The 20,888-nt window shown below is 56.4% G+C and carries 18 protein-coding genes; 10 read left to right on the top strand and 8 right to left on the bottom strand.

Annotated features, from left to right (window positions below; translation table 11 throughout):
• The first annotated feature begins 54 nt into the window (after positions 1-54).
• Together ACEWL3_RS06745 and ACEWL3_RS06740 are read left to right on the top strand one after the other, a co-directional pair.
• Complete coding sequence (locus tag ACEWL3_RS06745; RefSeq protein ID WP_386178375.1) at positions 55-492, top strand: RDD family protein; 438 nt, start codon at positions 55-57, stop codon at positions 490-492.
• 71 nt (positions 493-563) lie between these two features.
• A complete protein-coding gene (locus tag ACEWL3_RS06740) occupies positions 564-1,385 on the top strand; it encodes an arginyltransferase (protein WP_386178373.1) in 822 nt (273 codons plus the stop codon).
• 140 nt (positions 1,386-1,525) lie between these two features.
• Here ACEWL3_RS06740 and ACEWL3_RS06735 read toward each other — a convergent pair whose 3' ends face one another.
• From ACEWL3_RS06735 to ACEWL3_RS06725, 3 genes are all read right to left on the bottom strand, one after another.
• A complete protein-coding gene (locus tag ACEWL3_RS06735) occupies positions 1,526-3,880 on the bottom strand; it encodes a TRAP transporter large permease (protein WP_386178371.1) in 2,355 nt (784 codons plus the stop codon).
• The gene (locus ACEWL3_RS06730) at positions 3,880-4,848 is read right to left on the bottom strand and encodes a TRAP transporter small permease subunit (RefSeq protein WP_386178368.1); all 969 of its coding nucleotides are present in this window, start codon (positions 4,846-4,848) and stop codon (positions 3,880-3,882) included. The genes ACEWL3_RS06735 and ACEWL3_RS06730 overlap by 1 nt, the downstream gene beginning before the upstream one ends.
• Before the next feature lie 129 nt (positions 4,849-4,977).
• Entirely contained in the window at positions 4,978-6,066 is a 1,089-nt protein-coding gene (locus ACEWL3_RS06725; protein ID WP_114878476.1) for a TRAP transporter substrate-binding protein, read from the bottom strand.
• 252 nt (positions 6,067-6,318) lie between these two features.
• Between ACEWL3_RS06725 and ACEWL3_RS06720 the strand changes: the two genes are divergently transcribed.
• The 5 genes from ACEWL3_RS06720 (at position 6,319) to ilvN (ending at position 11,907) form a co-directional block, all read left to right on the top strand.
• Positions 6,319-7,743, top strand: a complete 1,425-nt coding sequence (locus ACEWL3_RS06720; protein ID WP_386178365.1) for a cache domain-containing protein — start codon at positions 6,319-6,321, stop codon at positions 7,741-7,743.
• The gene (locus ACEWL3_RS06715) at positions 7,740-8,396 is read left to right on the top strand and encodes a response regulator transcription factor (protein WP_386178362.1); all 657 of its coding nucleotides are present in this window, start codon (positions 7,740-7,742) and stop codon (positions 8,394-8,396) included. Before ACEWL3_RS06720 ends, ACEWL3_RS06715 begins: the two co-directional genes overlap by 4 nt.
• Before the next feature lie 70 nt (positions 8,397-8,466).
• Positions 8,467-9,210, top strand: coding sequence for a methyl-accepting chemotaxis protein (locus ACEWL3_RS06710; protein ID WP_386178359.1), 744 nt, complete (start codon positions 8,467-8,469; stop codon positions 9,208-9,210).
• 313 nt (positions 9,211-9,523) lie between these two features.
• Positions 9,524-11,275 (top strand): acetolactate synthase 3 large subunit, encoded by a 1,752-nt coding sequence (locus ACEWL3_RS06705; protein WP_386178356.1) that lies wholly within the window; start codon positions 9,524-9,526, stop codon positions 11,273-11,275.
• 71 nt (positions 11,276-11,346) lie between these two features.
• Positions 11,347-11,907 carry an acetolactate synthase small subunit gene (ilvN, locus tag ACEWL3_RS06700; protein ID WP_386178354.1) on the top strand — a complete coding sequence of 187 codons (561 nt, stop codon included), beginning with the start codon at positions 11,347-11,349 and terminating at the stop codon, positions 11,905-11,907.
• A 19-nt stretch (positions 11,908-11,926) separates the two neighbouring features.
• Here ilvN and ACEWL3_RS06695 read toward each other — a convergent pair whose 3' ends face one another.
• Positions 11,927-12,265 (bottom strand): hypothetical protein, encoded by a 339-nt coding sequence (locus ACEWL3_RS06695; RefSeq protein WP_386178352.1) that lies wholly within the window; start codon positions 12,263-12,265, stop codon positions 11,927-11,929.
• A gap of 229 nt (positions 12,266-12,494) precedes the next feature.
• Between ACEWL3_RS06695 and ACEWL3_RS06690 the strand changes: the two genes are divergently transcribed.
• From ACEWL3_RS06690 to ACEWL3_RS06680, 3 genes are all read left to right on the top strand, one after another.
• Complete coding sequence (locus tag ACEWL3_RS06690; protein WP_386178349.1) at positions 12,495-13,292, top strand: helix-turn-helix domain-containing protein; 798 nt, start codon at positions 12,495-12,497, stop codon at positions 13,290-13,292.
• A gap of 94 nt (positions 13,293-13,386) precedes the next feature.
• Entirely contained in the window at positions 13,387-14,550 is a 1,164-nt protein-coding gene (locus ACEWL3_RS06685; RefSeq protein WP_386178346.1) for an aromatic ring-hydroxylating oxygenase subunit alpha, read from the top strand.
• Complete coding sequence (locus tag ACEWL3_RS06680; protein WP_386178343.1) at positions 14,547-14,789, top strand: hypothetical protein; 243 nt, start codon at positions 14,547-14,549, stop codon at positions 14,787-14,789. Before ACEWL3_RS06685 ends, ACEWL3_RS06680 begins: the two co-directional genes overlap by 4 nt.
• Here the strand turns inward: ACEWL3_RS06680 and ACEWL3_RS06675 are convergent.
• From ACEWL3_RS06675 to ACEWL3_RS06660, 4 genes are all read right to left on the bottom strand, one after another.
• Positions 14,786-15,583: a DUF2189 domain-containing protein gene (locus ACEWL3_RS06675; protein WP_386178340.1), complete on the bottom strand. Its 798-nt coding sequence runs from the start codon at positions 15,581-15,583 to the stop codon at positions 14,786-14,788. The genes ACEWL3_RS06680 and ACEWL3_RS06675 overlap by 4 nt on opposite strands.
• Before the next feature lie 27 nt (positions 15,584-15,610).
• Entirely contained in the window at positions 15,611-17,026 is a 1,416-nt protein-coding gene (locus ACEWL3_RS06670) for an amidase (RefSeq protein WP_386178337.1), read from the bottom strand.
• Positions 17,027-17,084: 58 nt separating this feature from the next.
• The gene (prfB, locus tag ACEWL3_RS06665) at positions 17,085-18,209 is read right to left on the bottom strand and encodes a peptide chain release factor 2 (RefSeq protein WP_386178334.1); all 1,125 of its coding nucleotides are present in this window, start codon (positions 18,207-18,209) and stop codon (positions 17,085-17,087) included.
• Between the two features lie 88 nt (positions 18,210-18,297).
• Positions 18,298-20,850 (bottom strand): penicillin-binding protein 1A, encoded by a 2,553-nt coding sequence (locus ACEWL3_RS06660; protein WP_386178331.1) that lies wholly within the window; start codon positions 20,848-20,850, stop codon positions 18,298-18,300.
• Positions 20,851-20,888: the final 38 nt, after the last annotated feature.

The raw sequence follows: 20,888 nt of genomic DNA, 5'->3' as shown, positions 1-20,888 counted from the left end.
CCCCGCCTCCCGACCTTTGGTTGGGGGGCAAAACCATGTCAGAGATGTTTTTAGATGCCCCATACGCCCGACCCGGATACGCAACCTGAATTCTACGATGGTATTCCCACCAAACGCTTGCTGGCGTGGGTGGTGGACATGATTGTGATCATTGCAATGTGCCTGATGATCCTGCCCTTTACCGCATTCACGGGCATCTTCTTTTTCCCGTTTCTGATGCTGGTGATTGGGTTTATCTACCGGGTCATCACGATAACCACGGGATCCGCCACCTGGGGCATGCGCCTGATGGGGATGGAGTTGCGCGATCTGCGCGATCAGCCCTTTGATTTCGGCACAGCGCTCTTTCACACGCTTGGCTATTCCTTTTCATGGGCGGTGGCCCCGCTGCAATTGATTTCGGTTGTTTTGATGTGCGTTTCCGCGCGCAAGCAAGGTCTGTCGGATATGGTGCTTGGCTCGGTTGCCGTGAACCGCCGTCGCGGCGTGTAACCGTTTGGCAAAACGCTACTTGGCGGTTGGCGGGTGGGTTGTTATCATCTGACATCTAACCACGGAATCTCATGCGCCATACGCTTCCATTAACGCCACAATTCTATGTGACAGCCCCCCAGCCCTGCCCCTATCTTGAGGGCCGGATGGAGCGAAAGCTGTTCACGGCGTTGCAGGGTGAAAATGCTGCCGAGCTGAATGACAGCCTGTCTGGTCAAGGGTTCCGACGCTCACAGAATGTGCTCTATCGTCCGTCCTGCTCTGACTGCGCCGCGTGCCTGTCCGCGCGTATTGATGTGGCCGCATTTACCCCCAGCAAAAGCCAGAAACGCACGCTTAAGCGCAGTGAACACCTGATCCGTCGTGCCACGTCCCCTTGGGCGACCGAAGATCAATATGCGCTTTTTCGCAGCTATCTCGACAGCCGCCATGCAGACGGCGGCATGGCCGACATGGATGTGTTCGAGTTTGCCGCGATGGTCGAGGAAACACCTATTCGCAGCCGGGTGATCGAATATACCGACCCCGACACACGGGAATTGATCGGGGTTTGCCTGACGGATGTTCTGAGCGATGGCGTCAGTATGGTCTATTCGTTCTATACGCCCGACCGTCCCCGCGACGGCTTGGGCAACTACATTATTCTCGATCACATCGAAATCGCCCGTGCGGCGGGTCTGCCTTATGTCTATTTGGGATATTGGGTGCCGGGCAGCCAGAAAATGGGCTACAAGGCCAAGTTTTCAGGGCTTGAGATCTATATGGGCGGTGCCTGGCAAAAGCTCAAAGACCCTGAGAGTTTTGAACCGGACAGCCACCCGCTTGGCAATGATCCGATTTCGGAGCAGGTCGCCAACATCGCCCTGCCCGACATGGCCCGCAGCCGCCGTTAGGCGCAGGCAGGCACCTCCCTCATTTTTCGATTATGTACGTGCTGAAAAAGCGGCAATCAGGCCCCCTGTTATGCCCTGAAATGTATAAGGGTGCCCACAAGCATTGGGCACCCTCAAAATATTCAGAACGGCCGCCAATATCAGTTCGGGATCAGATCCGGCACGATTGTCACGATCGCAGGGAACAGCCACAGAATCGCAAGCCCCGCCACCTGGATCAAGACAAACGGGATGATGCCGCGATAGATATGGGCGGTTGTCACGCTGGCCGGTGCGACCCCGCGCAGATAGAACAGCGCAAAACCAAAGGGCGGCGTCAGGAACGAGGTCTGCAGGTTCACCGCGATCATGATGGTGACCCATTTGGGGTCAAACGTACCGCCATAGATCACCGGCCCGACAATCGGCACCACGATATAGATGATCTCAAGGAAATCGAGCACAAAGCCCAGCACAAAGAGCACCAGCATCACGATCAGGAACACTGTCAGTTCATTGTCGAAACTCTTGAGGAATTGCTGGATGTAATGTTCACCGCCAAAGCTGATCACGACAAGGTTCAGCAGTTGCGACCCGATCAGAATGGTGAACACCATGGATGTGACCTTGGCCGTTTCGCGGACAACCGGGCTGAGCACGCCGGATGTGTACAAAATCCAGCAGGAAAACAGCAGACCAAAGACCGCATAGAGGTAGGCCGCATAGGCCACAAAGAAGGCGATCCAGGATTCGAAGCTCACACCGGCCTGATTGATCCGCAGATCAAAGTTCACGCCGACGAGGATACAGATGATGATTGCCAGCGTTGACCAGATGACGACCTTGGGCGACCTGTCCTGATCCTTGAGCTTGCGATACGCCGCCAGCATCAGCGCCCCACCTGCACCCAAAGCAGCCGCAGGGGTCGGGTTGGTGATCCCGCCCAGGATTGAACCCAGCACTGCAATGATCAACACCAGCGGTGGAAACACAACACGGATCAATTCATTGCCGACACAGAGCTTGGTCGCATAGACGACACCATACATCACCAATGCAAAGGGGAGTGCCATCAGCACAACCATCGTGCCCGACGTCGTCTGTGGCCCCACCAGCAAAATATCAACCAACACGGTCAGCACGACGCCAATTGCCCCGATGATCAATGGCCGGGCATCCGATGACGGTGACACGCCACGTGCTGTTGTCATGAAAAGCGAAAGCAGGATCAGGATGATCGCCACGCCCGTACCAATCGGTGCGGCATCCGAGATTTTCAATGCTTGCTTTTCGGCCAACGCTTCTTCGCTCAGCTTTTCGCTTTGCACGATGCCACCAGCGGCATCGATTATGGCCTGTTCGGCAAGTGCTGCATCCCATTTTTCCTGACCGTGCAGATCAATCATCGCCGCCTGACAGTCAGGACCGACTTTGGTGCGCAGACTGGCTGCATCGCCGATGTCTGAATAGCTTGATACCGTTGTGGACTGACTACCGACAATGCCAAGGTTGCCAAGGAAAATTGTGCCGACGATCAAAAGAACCGGCGCGCCAAGGAACCACGTGAACGCCTCGCCGCGCGTCACAGGTTCTGCATTGGTGGACCCCATGGGCACCGCTGGTGCCTTGTCAGGGTTAAGCAGCGCATACCCAAAGGCATAAAGCGCATAAAGGAGCGCAAGCAGGATCCCCGGCAACAAAGCCGCCTGAAACAACGTGCCAACAGAGACAACCGCAGGTTCGCCCAGGAACGTCAGCGCGTCGGTACAGCCCGCAGCGGTTGCGCGCGCTTCCTGTGCAGCGGAATAGAGGTCGCCGGCCAGCGTGCCGAGCAAAACAATCACGATTGAGGGCGGAATAATCTGTCCCAAGGTGCCAGAGGCCGCAATGACGCCGGTCGACAGTTCGGGCGAATAGCCGTTGCGCAACATCGTGGGCAGCGCCAGCAGGCCCATGGTCACAACCGTTGCCCCGACGATGCCGGTTGACGCCGCCAGAAACGCCCCAACCACAACAATGGAAACAGCCAGACCACCTGGCAGCGGGCCAAACACACGCGCCATTGTGGTCAGCAGATCGTTGGCGATTTTGGAGCGTTCCAGCGTGATGCCCATCAAGACGAACATCAGAACCGCCAGCAATGTCTCAATCGACTGACCCGCCAGCACACGTTCGTTCATGCGATTCACGATAAAGCTGACGTTGCGGTCAAGGGCGACTTCCCAGCCTTGCGGAAACACCGATTCTGCCATGCGCGGCAGATCAGGAAACCTGAAAACAGATATCGTATCCTGTTTGATGCCTGAGTTGACCAGATCACGGTAGGCGGCACTTGAGGTGTCAATCGCCTGATGGATCAGCAACCCCGCGCTGTCCATTGCGGCAATGATGCCAAACGAAATGATACCCGCGCCCCCAATGGCAAAGGCCACCGGGAAACCAGACAGGATGCCGCCAAACAGACAGACAAAAACGATGATCAGGCCGACTTCGACCCCGTCGAGACCAAACAGCATCAGTGGGTTCCCTCATAGGCTTCTTCGCCCTCGCCAAGTGTGTCCTTGTCGAGATATTTGTTTTCGCTCTCTGGCCCTTCGCGGAATTCGCACCAGCTGCGGTAAAAGACGGCCACCGCTTGCAACATCACCATCAGGCAAAATGCAATCAGCAGCAGTTTGAACAGGAAATAGCCGTTGAAGCCGTTGGGTGAGAACCCGATGGTTTCGACGTTCCACTTGAGCAATTTGGATTTACGCAACAGCAAATCCAATCGGTCGGACGCGGATGGATTTGGCGTGACCAGATGGCGCCACATGAAGAACCAGCCATAAAGCCATGTCACCACTGCAAAAGGGATCATGAAAAACAGCGCGCCGAACATGTCGACGAACTTTTTGGTGCGGAATTTTGCGCCTGCGTAAAACAGATCAACCCGGACATGCCCGCCCTGTACAAAGGTGTATGACACACAAAGACAGACCACCAAGGCATTGAAAAGTTTCAACTCTTCTGCAAACCACGAGATGTCGAATTGCAGCGGGATGCCAAAGCCAATCGAGATGTCCGGCCGGGTGAAAATCCGCTGCATGAAGACGATAATTATCTGTTGCAGCACCATCAGCAGACCGGCCCAGGCAAAGAACCTGCCCACCCTGTTCACGAAGCCCTCAAGGCCCCGAACGCAGCCCCACATGAACGCACGGTTATACATGCCATATGCCGTGATGATCATCAGCAGGGTCAGCGAGACGAAGAAAAGTTCAACCGATGCACCGTAGTAAATGAATCGCATCAGCGATTCACCGTTCGACCAGTTGAGCCACATACCGGGGTTCAGCAATGCGGCGAAGAAATTATAGAAGGCTTCCAGTATGTTACCGAAAAAGAACTGGATCATGCCGCTATCTTGGAATTTATCAAGACAGCTGAGCTTTGCACCCTCAGCTGCGCGGAAAAATCCCGAACATACGATTTCATCTGCCATTATTGTCCCCTCCCATGCGTGCCGGGCTTGATGCCCTGCTTTCGCAGACGACCATCATCCCAATGATGGTCTCTTCGTGTGCCCAGAGGCCGCGAAAACTGCGGCCCCTGGAATAGAATGGTGGCAGGATTAGCCTGCGTTCCGGACGCGCTCGCGCTGCTCAACATAGAATGCGTCAGACTTGGACAGCCATTCAGCAGACGATGTAAGCGAGGCTTCAAAGCTTTCGCGTGTGCGTGCAAAAAGCTCATCGCCCATGTTTTCGTCCATCACCTTGGAAGACGCCGCACCGAAGGCGTCCCAGACGTCGTCAGGGAACTGAAGGGTTTTCACGCCCTGTGCCTGCAAGCGTGTCAACGCCGCACCGTTGTTGGCCAGTGTTTCGGCAAGCTGGGTGTGTGTTGTCGCCATCGCTGCGTATTCGATGATCTTCTGATGTGCCGGAGACAGCTCATTGAAGACATCAAGGTTTACTGCAGCCGCAAGGCCAGAGCCCGGCTCGTGGAAACCAGCGGTGTAGTAGACTTTCGCGACTTCCTGGAAACCCGCGCGTTCATCCGCGAACGGGCCAACCCACTCCAGACCATCGAGTGCACCGGATGACAGCGCCTGATACAGTTCACCACCGGGGATGTTCTGAACAGAAGCACCCAGTTCACCCAGCACTTTGCCGCCAAGGCCCGGCATGCGGAATTTCAGACCGTTGAAGTCTGCGGCGGAGTTGATTTCATTGCGGAACCAACCGCCGGACTGTGACCCGGAGTTACCAGCAAGGAAGGACTTGAGGTTAAAGATCTCACCCAGTTCGTTGTGCAACTCGTGGCCGCCACCGTGGTGGTACCAGTTTGTCAGCTCTTGCGCAGTGCCGCCGAAAGGCACGGCTGTGTAATACGCATAGGCAGGGTGCTGACCGATGAAGTAATAGTCAGCGGAGTGGTACATGTCGGCCTGACCGGAGGAAACGGCGTCGAACACTTCGAACGCGCCAACCAGTTCACCGGGGGCTTTTTTGTCGATGGTCAGTGTGCCGTCAGACATCTCATTGACCATGTTGTTGAGGTATGTGGCCGCATCGTCCAGAACGGCAAAGCCGCGTGGCCATGATGTTACCATTGTGAGTGTGCGCTTGCCTTGGGCATATGCAGGTGCGGCCAAGGTCGTCGCGGCGGCGGCTGTGCCGCCCAGTGCAGACGTCTTCAGAAATGAACGACGGTCCATAGAGATACTCCTCCCAGATAGAGTGCCCGCTTCGCAATCATGGCGCGCGGGTCGTTTCAGGTGTCGCCACTCTATCAACACCTTTGGAATTGGGAATACCTAGTACTACGTAGGGCGGGCTTTCATCTGCCGATTTCAAAAGGAAATGCATACCCAAAACCACGCAGATGGCGCTAACATCACTATCCATAGGCCACCAAATGCCGCGAACCCGCTTTGATTCGCTGCTGAATGGGGGTATCGAATCGTGTTATGTTTCGTTTCCCCCGCTTCAATCCCAGTTATGGTCAAAAGTTGACCTTGCTGGCGGCTGTACCGTTGATCCTGGCGGTGGCCGCTATTGCGATACTGGTGGCTTTGCAATCCCGCGCGCTGGCAGAACGTGAAATCGCAACCCTTGAGACCCAGTTAATCGAGGCCAAGAAGGCCGAATTGCGCAACTACGTTACACAGGCGCGCAACGGGTTTTACTTTATCTATGGGTCCGCAGCACCCGATGATGAAACGGCCAAAGCGCAAGTGGCACAGATACTCGCCGCGATGATCTATGGCGATGATGGCCAGTTCTTTGTCTATGATTATGACGGAAACGCGCTGGTAAGCCCGCGCCAAACCGAGCGGATCAACCAGAACTGGACCGGACAGACCGACAGCGAAGGCACACCCGTGGTTGACGCATTGATCCGCATCGCGCGCGATGGTGCGGGCTATCATTCCTATATCTGGCCCAAGCCCTCGACCGGAGAAGAGGCGCGGATGATCACTTATGTCACGTCCTTTCCGTCATGGCGGTGGGCGGTTGGAACAGGCGTCTTTATTGATGATGTGGTGGCGTCGGTTGCAACGGCGCGCGCGGATGTTGAGGCGCGGGTGCGGCGCACGTTTATCTATATCGGTGCGATCACCCTCACGGCGCTGTTGGCCGTGTTTGGCACCGGCATGATCATCAACCTGCGCGAACGCAGGCTGGCCGACGCCAAGCTGAAAAAGCTGACGCAACGGGTGTTCGACGCCCAGGAAGAAGAGCGCGGGCGCGTGGCGCGCGAACTGCATGACGGGATCAGTCAGATTCTGGTTGGTGTCCGCTATGCCCTTGATAACGCGCGCCGCCGGTTGGAGCGCGGTGACAACACCGCAGCAGCCCCATTGGGCAAGGGCATCGCGTCACTGGGCGAAGCCATCTCGGAGGTCCGCAGGATCAGCCGCGACCTGCGTCCCGGTGTGTTGGATGATTTGGGCCTTGGGCCGGCCATCAAAACCCTTGCCGAGGAATTTCAGACCCGCACCGGAATCACCTGCCATTTTGACACCGTGGTCTTTCGCAATCGGTTGGACAATGATGCCAAGATCGCGCTTTACCGCATTGCCCAAGAGGCCCTGACCAATACTGAGCGCCATTCGGGGGCCACCAAAGTGCAGATTGATCTGCGTGGTCATACCCGCGGGGCCACGCTCAAGATCAGCGACAATGGCAGTGGTTTGGCCAGACGCAAACCGGCCACCAATCCGGGGCTGGGCCTGCGCAACATGCAGGAACGGATGGAGCAGCTTGGCGGCACCCTGCGCTTGTCCGATGTGCTGGGCGGCGGCACCGCGATAGAGGCGACTGTGCCATTGACCCATCTGCTGCCACCTGAAAAGACAAAACCGCCCCAACAGAAAGTCGCTGCCCAATGAGTGATCCGATCAAAGCTGCCACCAAAGTCGCGATCGTTGACGACCACCCGATGGTTGCCGAGGGTATTCAGTCGATCCTTGAGAGCTATGACGACATCGACGTCGTTGCCACGCTGTCAAATGGTCGCGAGTTGATCGACAACCTCAATACGCTGGCCCCTGACGTGATCTTGATGGATCTCAACATGCCTGAGCTTGGGGGATTGTCAGCCACCGAGATCGTGCTGGAACAACGGCCCCAGACCCACATCGTGATCCTGACCATGCACGACAATGCGGAGTATATCGCCTCTGCACTCAGCCACGGCGCGATGGGGTATCTGTTGAAAGACGTGCCAACGGATGAGATCAAACTGGCCATTGATACGGTCATGGCGGGTGAACAATATTTGTGCACCGGCGCAAAAGGGTCCATCGCCCCAAAACAAGGCGGTGCCCGCGAGGCGCTCACCGAACGCGAACAGACGATCCTGCTGGAACTGGCCCAAGGCAAATCGAACAAGGACGTGGCACAGGCGCTGGAAATTTCCGTGCGCACCGTTGAAACGCACCGCAAGAACATAAAACGCAAATTGGGCATCTCCAGCACCGCTGGCCTGACGCGCTATGCCTTGGAACATGGCGTGTTGCAGGGCACCGGCAGCGCATTCTGATATCTGCACGTAAATCGCAAGGGAAAATTTACCCTTTCCGGTTAGACCAGTGCAAAATGGAATTTTCGCTGTGCAAACATCTGCCGACGCCCACCAGACCACGCCAAGCGCCTATACGCCTTTGACCCCACACCTTGATGAAGATCAGCATAATCTGCGGGTGCTCATTGATCAGGTCGCAACCACGCGTGGCTTGATCCTTCAGATGGCGACGCGGCTGATGGCCTATCACGCCGCACCAGATGAACGATCACGCGACGTCATTCGAGATGAGTTTCTGAGCATTGCCCGCCAGTTTGAACGCCATGTTACGCTGGTTTTTGGCAAGGGTCATTTTGCAGGGCAGCCGCAATCTCATGTTGATATGATCCGCACGGCAGCAGCGCAGGATCCACAGCGCAATATCCAGATGCAAACGGTGCTGTTGGAAGTCCAACGTATTGCAAAGGGAATTGCTGCCGGCACTCCGCTGCGTTTTGATCAGGCACGCAGGTTTCTGGAACAGAACTGGCCGGTGGTCAGGGACCAGATGACCCAGGTGATTTCAGATGTCTGGGCCAATATTGATGCCGCACGCAAAGCAGAAATCGAAACGGCCAAACAGGCCGCCAATGCACTGGGGACCCGGCTTTCGCGCCTCGAACACATTGGCAAGCATGTGCGGCTGGTGTCCTTGAACGCCAGTGTCGAGGCGGCGCGCGCCGGGGACGTGGGCAAGGGTCTGCTGGTGATCGCCCATGAATTCAAATCCCTGGCCGAAGAGATTCAGACGCTGGCAAAGGATGCCCGCTGCGATATGGCCCTGATTTCCTGACGTCCCCACACCCCAAAATTTGCTAAATTGCGTCAAACCGCCGCACGGTGAAATAATATGTCCAATTTTTTCACGCTGGGGACATAAATTTCTGTCAATTGCCTGTTGACCCGCCTGCGCACCGCTCATAATGTCGCGCCACGCTTAAAGGAGCCTCACATCATGACCGACGTCGTCGTCATTCTAGGAAATACGCGCATGGGCCGGTAACGGACAACCATAATCGATCCCATGCGCCCCCGTCAGAACCGGGGGTTTTTTTATGCGCCCAGACCAAAACAGATCCAAACCAAATCACTTACGGAGACATGCGATGTCACGCCAAATGACCGGAGCCAAAATGATCGTCCAAGCCTTGATTGATCAAGGTGTCGATACTGTATTTGGATACCCCGGTGGCGCTGTCCTACCGATATATGATGAGGTTTTTCAGCAAAACAGCATCAAGCACATTCTGGTGCGCCACGAACAGGGCGCGGTGCATGCCGCCGAAGGCTATGCGCGCTCAACCGGCAAACCCGGTGTGGTATTGGTGACATCCGGTCCCGGTGCCACCAATGCGGTGACCGGTTTGACCGATGCTTTGCTCGATTCAATTCCGCTTGTAGTTCTCACCGGACAGGTGCCTACGTTCATGATCGGGTCCGACGCCTTTCAGGAGGCCGACACCGTTGGCATCACCCGCCCCTGCACAAAACACAACTGGCTGGTGAAAGAGACCGACAAACTGTCCGGCGTGCTGCATGAAGCATTCCATGTGGCCATTAGTGGCAGGCCCGGTCCGGTACTGGTCGACATCCCCAAGGACGTTCAGTTCGCAACGGGAACCTACACGCCGAAAAGGCCCTCGACCTCACATTACCAGCCGCGCGTCAAGGGCGACATGGAAGAGATCACCGAACTGGTGGCCGCAATGGAAAAGGCCAAGCGTCCGTTGTTTTACACCGGTGGTGGCGTGATCAACTCTGGCCCGGGTGCCTCGCAATTGCTGCGTGAACTGGTTGACGCCACCGGGTTTCCGATCACATCGACCCTGATGGGACTTGGTGCCTATCCGGCATCAGGCGACAAATGGCTGGGTATGCTCGGCATGCATGGTCTTTATCAGGCCAACATGGCGATGCATGACTGCGATCTCATGATCAACATCGGCGCGCGGTTTGACGACCGTATCACCGGCACAATCCCTGATTTCAGCCCCAAGTCCAAAAAGGCGCATATCGACATAGATCCGTCGTCGATCAACAAGGTCATCCGCATCGACATCCCGATTGTCGGCGATGTGGGTCACGTGCTGGAGGACCTGTTGAAAGTGTGGAAGTCCCGCGGCCGCAAGACCAATGGTGTGGAACTGGCCAAGTGGTGGACCAAGATCAATGAATGGCGCAGCATTGATTGCCTGAAATTCAAGCAATCCGGCAAGATCATCAAACCACAATACGCGCTGTCGCGCCTTGAGGCGCTGACCAAGGATCATGACCGCTATATCACCACAGAAGTGGGCCAGCACCAGATGTGGGCGGCGCAATATCTGGGCTTTGAGGACCCCAATCGCTGGATGACATCCGGTGGCCTGGGCACGATGGGCTATGGCTTTCCCGCCTCCATCGGAGTGCAGATCGCGCACCCTGAAAGCCTTGTGATCAACGTCGCGGGTGAAGCGTCATGGCTGATGAACATGCAGGAAATGGGCACCGCAATGCAGTACAATCTGCCGGTCAAACAATTCATCCTGAACAACGAACGCCTTGGCATGGTGCGCCAATGGCAGGAATTGCTGCACGGTGAGCGGTATTCGCAAAGCTGGTCAGAGGCACTGCCCGACTTTGTGAAACTGGCCGAAGCCTTTGGTGCCAAAGGGATATTGTGCACTGATCCTGACGATCTGGACGACGCGATCATGGAGATGTTGAACCATGATGGCCCGGTCATCTTTGATTGCCTTGTCGAAAAGCATGAAAATTGTTTCCCGATGATCCCGTCTGGAAAAGCGCACAACGAGATGTTGCTGGGTGAAGCGGACACGCAAGGTGTGATTGACGCAAAAGGGTCAGTGTTGGTGTAATCGATTTCCTTCAAGGAAAACGGGCCGGAATTCTTTTGGAATTCCAATGCGAAACGAAAGGTACGAAGAACATGTCAGCTCTCAAGCTAAAAAAAGGTGCGACGTCGCACTCTGCTTACAACCTGCGGCCCAATTTCTCGGACGTGATTGAAAGACATACGCTCGCGGTGCTGGTTGAAAACGAACCAGGTGTTCTGGCGCGGGTCATTGGCTTGTTTTCCGGGCGCGGTTATAACATTGACAGCCTGACGGTGGCAGAAGTCGACCACACCGGGCATCTGAGCCGCATCACCATTGTTACTTCGGGCACGCCGCAGGTGATTGAACAGATCAAGGCACAGTTGGGCCGGATCGTCACCGTACATGATGTGCATGACCTGACCGTTGAGGGCCCGAGCGTTGAGCGGGAACTGGCGATGTTCAAAGTGGCCGGCAAAGGCGATCACCGGGTCGAGGCGCTGCGGCTTGCCGATATCTTTCGCGCCAATGTCGTGGACAGCACGCTGGAAAGTTTTGTGTTTGAAATCACCGGCGTGCCGGACAAAATTGATGCGTTTGCCGATCTGATGCGGCCACTTGGCCTGACCGATGTTGCACGCACGGGCGTGGCCGCACTTTCCCGCGGGGAATGAGGCTACACGCCCTGCCCGTTTAGGCTTTCATTGCACAAACAGGCATCGCGACATCCCGTTGTCTTAGACTGAAAGCAATAATCTTGGCTGGCTGGGGCTGCTGAGATGGCGCGGGGGTGCGCATCAGCGTTTCGGGCAACCCGGCGCATGCCTGTTCCTGCACCATGCGCGGGTTAAACGCCTTGCGCAATCTGCTCTCAACAGCGACATCAAACTGCACCATATCGCCTGCATCGAAAAAGGCGGGTCCATCAGAAACTTTATCCGCAGCTTCGTAATAGGCAAGATCACCATGGTCTTCGCACCAGAAGACTGCTTTGCGATCATCCTGATCGCTCCAAAGAACCACGCCTATCATTTAATGAACAACCTCCATAGTCAGCCTACCATTGCTATCAGCAAGGTGCGGTAGAGTGACACGGTTAAATCCGCAACGCACGCTTGCAATTTGTGTCGTAATCCATAGTGTGTTGCTGCGTATTAGCGTCGGCTATGATGCGTATTAGCGTCAACTGATATGACGAGCAGTTGATTTTCTCCAACCCCCCATTGCCAAAGTTGAAAATGGGCACAAATTCAGGCGTATCATGGCCCCAAACACCCAATCACCTGCACAATTGCGCAACATGTTTGGCTTGAACTTACGTACACTTGCGAGCAGCTATGATTCCATTTCAGATCTCGCGCGACAACTTGGGATCAACCGCACGCAGTTCAATCGCTACCTGTCCGGAGAGAGCTTTCCGCGGCCCGATGTCCTGTCACGGATATGTTCGTTTTTTGGGGTTGATGCGCGGGTCTTGTTGCAGCCTGTTGATGAAATTGGCAGCGATCAGGACCCGATCGCCAACCCGTTCCTGCGCGATTTTGTGGGTTCTGGTGCGCGCGATGTGCCAGAAGAGCTGTTTCCGGCGGGATTTTATCGGTTTTCCCGCCGCAGCTTTGTCACGGAAGATTTGTACATCGTGGGGCTGGTCCATGTCCGGCGCGACGCAAGCAATACATTCTTGCGTGGTTATGAGACAAAGACGGCAATGAAACTTCAATTCCTGCCAACGCATGCGTCGGCCCGTGAATTTCGCGGCGTCGTCATGCAACAAGAAGATGGTCTTTCCATCTTTGCAAGCCGCAAGCATGCAATGACATCTTCGTTTAATTATCTCAGCCGGGTTGCGTCATTCGACAACAACTTTTGGGTTGGTTACGTAACACGTACCGTCCCTGAGAGTGTCGGGGGTTTGCGCGCGACGCGGTTGGTTTACGAATACCTCGGTACGTCAATGGCCGATGTTTTGCCCGCCGCACGCAGCGCAGGGTTTTGCACAAGTGATGAATTGCTGCCCTATCACCGGCGGTTGCTGCGCCCCGGCGAAGTTTTCACCTGATGGGCGATGTCGCCAGTGATAAAGTCGCGTCGCTTGCGGTGCCGAACTGGCATGCGGAATTGCCTAGGGTGTTCTTACCATCAGGAGAGCACCCATGGATCATTCCAGAACCGATCTAAGCAGCGTCCATCGCCCTATCGCAGAAGCAAACGGACTGCCCAACGCCCATTACATTGATACAGGTGTTTTTGACGAAGAAAAAAACGCCGTATTTTTTGAGAATTGGTCCGGATTGGCTGTCGCCGCCGATGTGCCTCAGGTCGGTGATGCCAAACCTGTCACATTCCTGGGTATGCCGCTGTTGGTCGTGCGCGACAAGCAAGACAACGTACGGGTGTTTCAGAACATCTGCCGCCACCGTGGTATGATACTTGTCGAAGAACCCCGCAAGATCGAAGGGGCGATCCGTTGCCCCTATCACAGCTGGTGTTATGCGACGGACGGCCGATTGGTCAGCACCCCGCATGTGGGTGGGCCGGGTCAGAACGTACATGATGCCATCGACAAGGCGACCCTTGGTTTGATCGAAGTGCGCAGCCATATCTGGAATGATGTGATTTTCGTGAATATTTCGGGCAATGCTGATCCATTTGAGGTCGTGCATGCCGACCTGTTGGCGCGATGGGCGGAATTTGATGTACCGGTGTATCACGGCGGTGCCGACAGTCGAATTCAGCTCGACCTCAAGACCAACTGGAAACTGATCGTAGAAAATTATTGCGAAAGCTACCATCTGCCGTGGGTTCATCCCGGCCTGAATTCCTATTCGCGCCTTGAGGATCACTACCATATCGAAAACGTCGGAAAATTTTCTGGGCAAGGGACGCATGTGTACCGCCAGATCAAAGATGAAGACGGATCTGTATTCCCTGATTTTCCGGGCCTTTCAGACAAATGGCAGGCAGCGGGCGAATACCTTACGTTTCTTCCCAACGTCATGGTTGGCGTGCAACGTGACCATATCTTTGTGATCCTTCTTGATCCCATCGCGGTGGACCGCACCATTGAAACGGCGCATCTCTATTACGCGTCGCCTGAAACCTCGGCCAAATTGCGGGCTAAAAACACCGAACAATGGCAGGTGGTTTTCGTCGAGGACATCATGGCCGTTGAAGGGATGCAGCGGGGCCGACACGGCGGCGGATTTGATGGCGGAAGGTTCTCACCGGCGATGGATGGGCCGACGCATCTGTTTCACCAATGGGTCGCGTCATGTGTTGAACTTGGCCGAACAGCAAAAGCAACGGCGGCGGAGTGAACAATCTGAACGATCGCCTGCTTGCGGCCCATGCGGCGGGCGATTTGGCGGCACTTGTCACCCTATACACCGCAGCAGCGGACGCGACGGATGACCCACAAGCGCGAGGGTTTTTTCTGACCCACGCACATGTCTTTGCCATCGAACTTGGTCACCCAGACACCCAGAGCTTGCGGCAACGCCTGATTGATGATGGTCGCGAAGTGCCGCTGCACGCGCCAAACCCGCCCCTGCGCTAGACCTGCGCGCCCGCCTGCCTCAGTTGATCGTAAAGGTGCCATGAGGCATGCCCGAGCCAGGGCAAGACCAGCAAAAGGCCCAGGAACCCTGGCAACATCGCCAGAAACAGCGCGATAGCGACCAGTGCAGCCCATGCCAACATGGGTACCGGGTTATGGATGACCACACCGACCGAGCGGATCATAGCCGTCACGTAATCGACGTCCCGGTCCAGCAGCATCGGCAGGCCGATGACGCAGACCGCGTAAAATAAGAGCGCAAAACAGCCGCCCACAAAGGTGCCCATTGCCAGCATCGCCAGACCATTGGGGCTGAGAAAAACCTCGCCCGATGACATGATATTGGTCATCGGCTTGAGGCCCAGAAACAGCGCAAAGATCATGTGTCCCAGAAAGAACCAGAACAGCAGCACAACGACCATCAGTCCGTTCAGCCAAGGCAACTGGCCGCCGCGTTCGGCCCAGAGCACCTTGAGGATATCCCTGAACCCGGTTGATGCCCCGCGTGCGCGTCTGCGCGATACCTCGTAGGTGCCAAAAGCCGCAAAGGGTGCGGCCATCGGAAAGGCAAAGACCGCCAGCACAAACCAAAAGGTGTTGCCTGAGGCGGCAGTGATTGCCACCATCACCCACCCGGCAAGAACACAGGCCGCACCGGCGACCAAGCCAAAAGTTGGTGCAGCGAGAAAATCACGCCACCCAGCAGAAAGTGCGGTGCGCAACATCGCCAAAGTTGGCATGGCAAGGTCGGGTGGGCCATGCGGGCGGTCGGGGCTTGCCTGAATTTGTTCCATGGGATCACGATGCCAGTCGATGTCTGATCACGTCAAGATTTTAGGAGGGTGTTTTTGCGGCCATGTCGTCGCAGCGTGCCAAACCTGCGCCAATTGCAGCAACCGAGCGTCGCTGCCGCGGCGGCCAATAAGTTGCAGCCCCGCTGGCAGACCGTTTGCGCCAAAACCAATGGGGATGTTCACGACCGGCAGTCCCAAAAGGCTCGCCGGAATCACCACCTGCATCCAGCGATGGTAGGTGTCCATCTGCACCCCCGCAATATCCCTGGGAAAGGTCATTTCAACATCAAACGGCCAAAGCTGGGCCGAGGGCAGCGCCAGAACATCGACCTGCTCAAAAAGTTCTGTTGTGCGCCGGTACCAATCTGACCGCACCTCGCTGGCGCTTTGCAGTGTCATCGCATCCATGGCCAGACCCCTCTCAACCTCCCAAATCGCGGCGGGTTTCAGGTGACTTCGTTTGATCGGATCATCATAGAGTGCGCGCAACCCTGCCGCGACGGAAAAGGACCGCAAGGTGATCCAGCTCTCCCAAAGATCATCCGCCTCAAAGCCCGGCGAAATCCATTCGACGTCATGGCCTAACGCGCCCAGTTGACCCAATGCCAACTCGCTCAAATCCTTGATCCCGTCTGCATAAGGAAACGCGCCCTGCCAATCCTCCAGCCACCCGATACGCTGTCGCGGCAAAGCTCGCGCAAGCTGAGGCAGCGTATCTTTGGGGCTGAACCCATGCGGTTGGTGCGGGTCTGCGCCTGTCATAACATCCAAAAGAGCCGCGAGATCCGCCGGGCTGCGTGCCATCGGGCCGGAAGTCGACAGTTGGTGCAGGAACATATCGCCCTCGGCCTCTGACGGCACAGAGCCCCATGTGGGCCGCATGCCATAGACGTTGTTCCAGCCTGCCGGATTGCGCAGTGAGCCCATCATGTCTGACCCATCGGCCACGCACAGCATCCGCGTGGCCAGCGCCGCCGCCGCACCACCCGATGATCCACCAGCGGATTTGCTTAAGTCATAGGGGTTGTGTGTGGCCCCGTGCACCGGATTGAAGGTATGCGAGCCAAGGCCAAATTCAGGGGTGTTGGTCTTGCCAATAATCAACGCGCCCGCAGCACGCAGCCGTGCGACCATCACATCGTCTTTCTGCGCCACCTGCCCCGCAAACAAGGACGATCCTTGTGAAGTGGGCAGGCCCTTGGCATTGGCCAGATCTTTGATTGCGATGGGTATACCATGCAGCCAGCCCTCGCGCGGCGCAGCGTCGGCGGCTTTGGCTTCGGCAAACAGATCGTCGCCATCGCGAAGCGACACGATGGCGTTCACATCCCCATTGACCGCATCGACGCGCGCCAGCGTTGCCTGCATCAGCTCGACTGCGCTTAGTTTCTTTGATTTGAGTGCGTCTGACAGCGCCAGCGCATCGTTGTCCAAAATGCTCATGCGGCCACAAGACGCAATATGTGCAAGAGACGCAATCCCATTAACCCGGAAACCCGGATCAGTCCCCCTGCGCCTCGGCCCGGCTTTTGCCACTCACTGCAAGCGCCAGCGTGGCCCCCATCAGCCCGTCAAGATCACCATCCAGAACACCCTTGGTGTCCGAGGTTTCATAATTCGTGCGCAGATCTTTGACCATCTGATACGGCTGCAAGACATAGGACCGGATCTGATTCCCCCAGCCCGCATCGCCCTTGTTTTCATGCATTTCGTTTACGGCGGCATTCCGGCGGTCCAGTTCCATCTGATACAGGCGCGATTTCAGGGCCTTCATCGCAATTTCGCGGTTCTGGTGCTGCGATTTCTCGGATGAGGTCACGACGATACCGGTCGGATGGTGGGTAATGCGCACAGCAGAATCGGTGGTGTTCACGTGCTGACCACCCGCACCGGATGACCGGTATGTATCGATGCGGATGTCGGACGGGTTCACTTCAATCTCGATGTTGTCATCGACAACCGGATAGACCCCGACAGAGGTAAACGACGTGTGCCGTTTGGCTGCACTGTCAAACGGGCTGATCCGGACCAGACGGTGCACTCCCGATTCTGATTTCATCCAGCCATAGGCGTTCGGGCCGCTGATCTTGTAGGTCGCGGATTTGATGCCCGCCTCTTCTCCCGCAGATTCCGATTGCAGTTCAACCTTATAGCCCTTTTTCTCGGCCCAGCGGACATACATCCGCGCCAGCATGCTGGCCCAATCGCAGGATTCAGTGCCGCCCGCGCCAGAGTTGATCTCAAGAAAGGTGTCATTGCCGTCGGCCTCGCCATCGAGCAGCGCCTCAAGTTCTTTCTGGGCGGCTTTCTCGGCCAGCGATTTCAGCGCGGCTTCAGCGTCGGCGACAACTTCGGCGTCGTCTTCCATTTCGCCCAACTCAATCAGTTCGACGTTGTCGGCCAGTTCCTGTTTGATGCCCTCGTATACCGCAATTGAATCCACCAGCATCTGACGGTCACGCATCAGTTTTTGCGCGGCGTCCGGGTCATCCCACAGGTTTGGGTCCTCAACACGGGCATTGAATTCTTCCAACCGGTGGGGGGCCGTTTCCACATTCAGCCGCTGCGCCAGTAAATCCAGCGACTTTGCTATCTGATCTGCTGTGTTTTGTGCCTCTGCGCGCATGTTTTTCTGCCTTTGATTGGATCAGGATCAGATAAACCAGCGCGCCCTGCTCAGCAAGCGGTAGGGTGGATGAAACCCACCCCGGCGGTCAATAAAGACCACCCGAAGACAGGCTGCCAAAGCTTGCCTTGGGACCCACGACCGCTTTCTTGCCGGTCGATGTTGTGATCTGGCGCGACAATTGCCCGACCTCTTCAACCAGCGGCAGATCAGCACCCATGGCAAAGCCGCCATCAAACATGATGCCAAAGATCGGCTCTTCACCTTCGCGGAAACATTCAGGCACCACGTTGTCACCGGATGCCTCATCGCTCAATCGGGCCCCTGTGAAACGGTTGATCTTGATAAAGGTACAGCCCTGAGGCACTTCAAATGGCCCGCCGCCATATTTCTTGATCGCCTCGCTCATGAAGCGTTGAAATACGGGTCCACACATGCCCGCGCCATAGGCACGTTTGCCCAGCGAGCGGGGGTTGTCAAAACCAATGTAACAGCCAGCGACAATATTGGATGAGAAACCGATGAACCAAACGTCTTTGGCATCATTGGTGGTCCCGGTTTTGCCCGCGATCGGCACCGGCAGGTTGATCGCCCCTGCGGCTGTCCCGCGGTCCACAACGCCCTTCATCATCGAGGTCAACTGATAGGCCGTAACAGCGTCCATCACCCGTTCGCGGTTCGAGATCACCCGCGGGGCGACGCCCGGTTCAAGACTGGTTAACTTACAGTCGTTGCAGATGCGTTTGTCATGGCTGTAGACGGTGCGCCCATAACGATCCTGCACCCGGTCCACCAGCGTGGGCTCCACCCGTTCACCGCCATTGGCGAACATCGCATAGGCCGCAACCATTTGATAAAGCGTGGATTCCTGTGATCCCAGCGCATTTGCAAGCACCGGCGACAGATAGTCATATACGCCGAAACGTTCGGCATAGCTGCCCACAGTTTCCATGCCGATCTCTTGCGCCAGACGGATGGTCATCAGGTTCCGGGATTGTTCGATACCGGTCCTGAGCGGCGTGGGGCCATAAAACTTGTTCGACGAATTTCGCGGGCGCCACACTCCTTGCGGCGTGTTGATCTCGATCGGGGCGTCGACGACGATGGTCGCCGGGCTATACCCGGAATCCAGTGCTGCCGCATACACAAAAGGTTTAAAGCTGGAGCCGGGCTGGCGTTTGGCCTGCGTGGCGCGGTTGAACACCGATGCTTGATAGGAAAACCCGCCCTGCATCGCAATCACGCGGCCTGTGTCCACGTCCATCGCCATGAAACCGCCCTGCACTTCGGGCACCTGACGCAGGGTCCAGCGGATAAATTCGCCGGTGTCGTTGGCGGTCATGCGGCGCACCAGTACAACGTCCCCCACCGACACCAGATCGCCTGCGGTGCGTGCCTTGCTCGCCAGTTTCCCATCAGCCAGCCGTTTGCGGGCCCATTGTGCATCCTTGGCCGGTATCCAATGGCCGTCTTCGTCGTTTTCCACACCCTCGATGCCGATCCGGGCGTCGCTTTCGCCCACTTCAAGCACAACCGCCGGATACCATTGGCTTTCCAGATTAACATCGCGTGGCACCTTGACGTCTGCCAATGCGGCGCGCCAAGTTTGCTCATCGCCCAACTGCTCAGCCGGGATCGTCTTGCCGGTCCCGCGCCACACACCGGCACCGCGATCGTATTCTTCTAGCTGTTGACGCAGCGCATTGGCAGCAATCGGTTGCATTTCATTGTCGATGGTGGCGCGCACGGTCAGACCGCCGGTGAAAAACTCACCCTCACCAAAGTCTTCAGACAATTGGCGGCGGATTTCATCGGTGAAATAGTCGCGTGGCGGCAGTTCGGCCTTGAAGCTCTCAAAGTCGCCGTTCTGGACCGAACGCAGCGCCGCCGCCTTTTCGGTCTCATAGTCCGCGTCAGTGATGAACCCGTTTTCGTTCATTTCGCGCAGCACGAAATTGCGCCTGGTCATCAGACGGTCCTTTTGCGTCACCGGGTCATAATCAGAAGGGGCCTTGGGCAAAGACGCCAGAAACGCGGCTTCATGAGGCGCAAGATCGTCCAGCGTCTTGTTGAAATAGGTCTGGCTTGCCGCCGCCACGCCATAGGAGTTCTTGCCCAGATAAATCTCGTTCAGATACAGTTCGAGGATTTTCTCCTTGGTCAAAGCTTCTTCGACACGTGCGGCCAGTATGATCTCCTTGATCTTCCGTTCAGCGCGGCGGTCACCCGACAATAGGAAGTTCTTCATCACCTGCTGGGTAATCGTCGAAGCCCCGCGCACGTCTTTACCGCGCGTGCGCACCGCATCAACAGCCGCCGCCGCAATACCGCGCAGATCATAACCCTCGTGGGTATAGAAATTCTTGTCTTCCGCAGAAATGAATGCCTGTTTCACGAGATCAGGAATTGTGTCGGCAGGCGCAAACAGCCGCCGTTCCTTGGCGAATTCATCAATCAGACGCCCCTGCCCCGAATAAATCCGGCTGATTGTGGGTGGTGTGTATTGCGCCAGCGATTCGTGACTGGGCAGGTCGCGGCCATACATCCAGAAAATCGCACCAATGGCCAGCGCTGCCATGCCGATGCTCATGGTCAGGGTGGTAAAAATACCGCCCAGAAAAGACAGGACAAATCGGAACACGCAGATACCACCATTTTGGAACTTATTATTGGTCCGGC

Origin of the sequence: Sulfitobacter sediminivivens (assembly GCF_042611115.2) — a bacterium.
GTDB classification, from domain to species: Bacteria; Pseudomonadota; Alphaproteobacteria; order Rhodobacterales; family Rhodobacteraceae; genus Sulfitobacter; species Sulfitobacter sediminivivens.
Note: the sequence above shows the minus strand (reverse complement) of the source record. Positions and strands in the feature narration are given on the sequence as shown.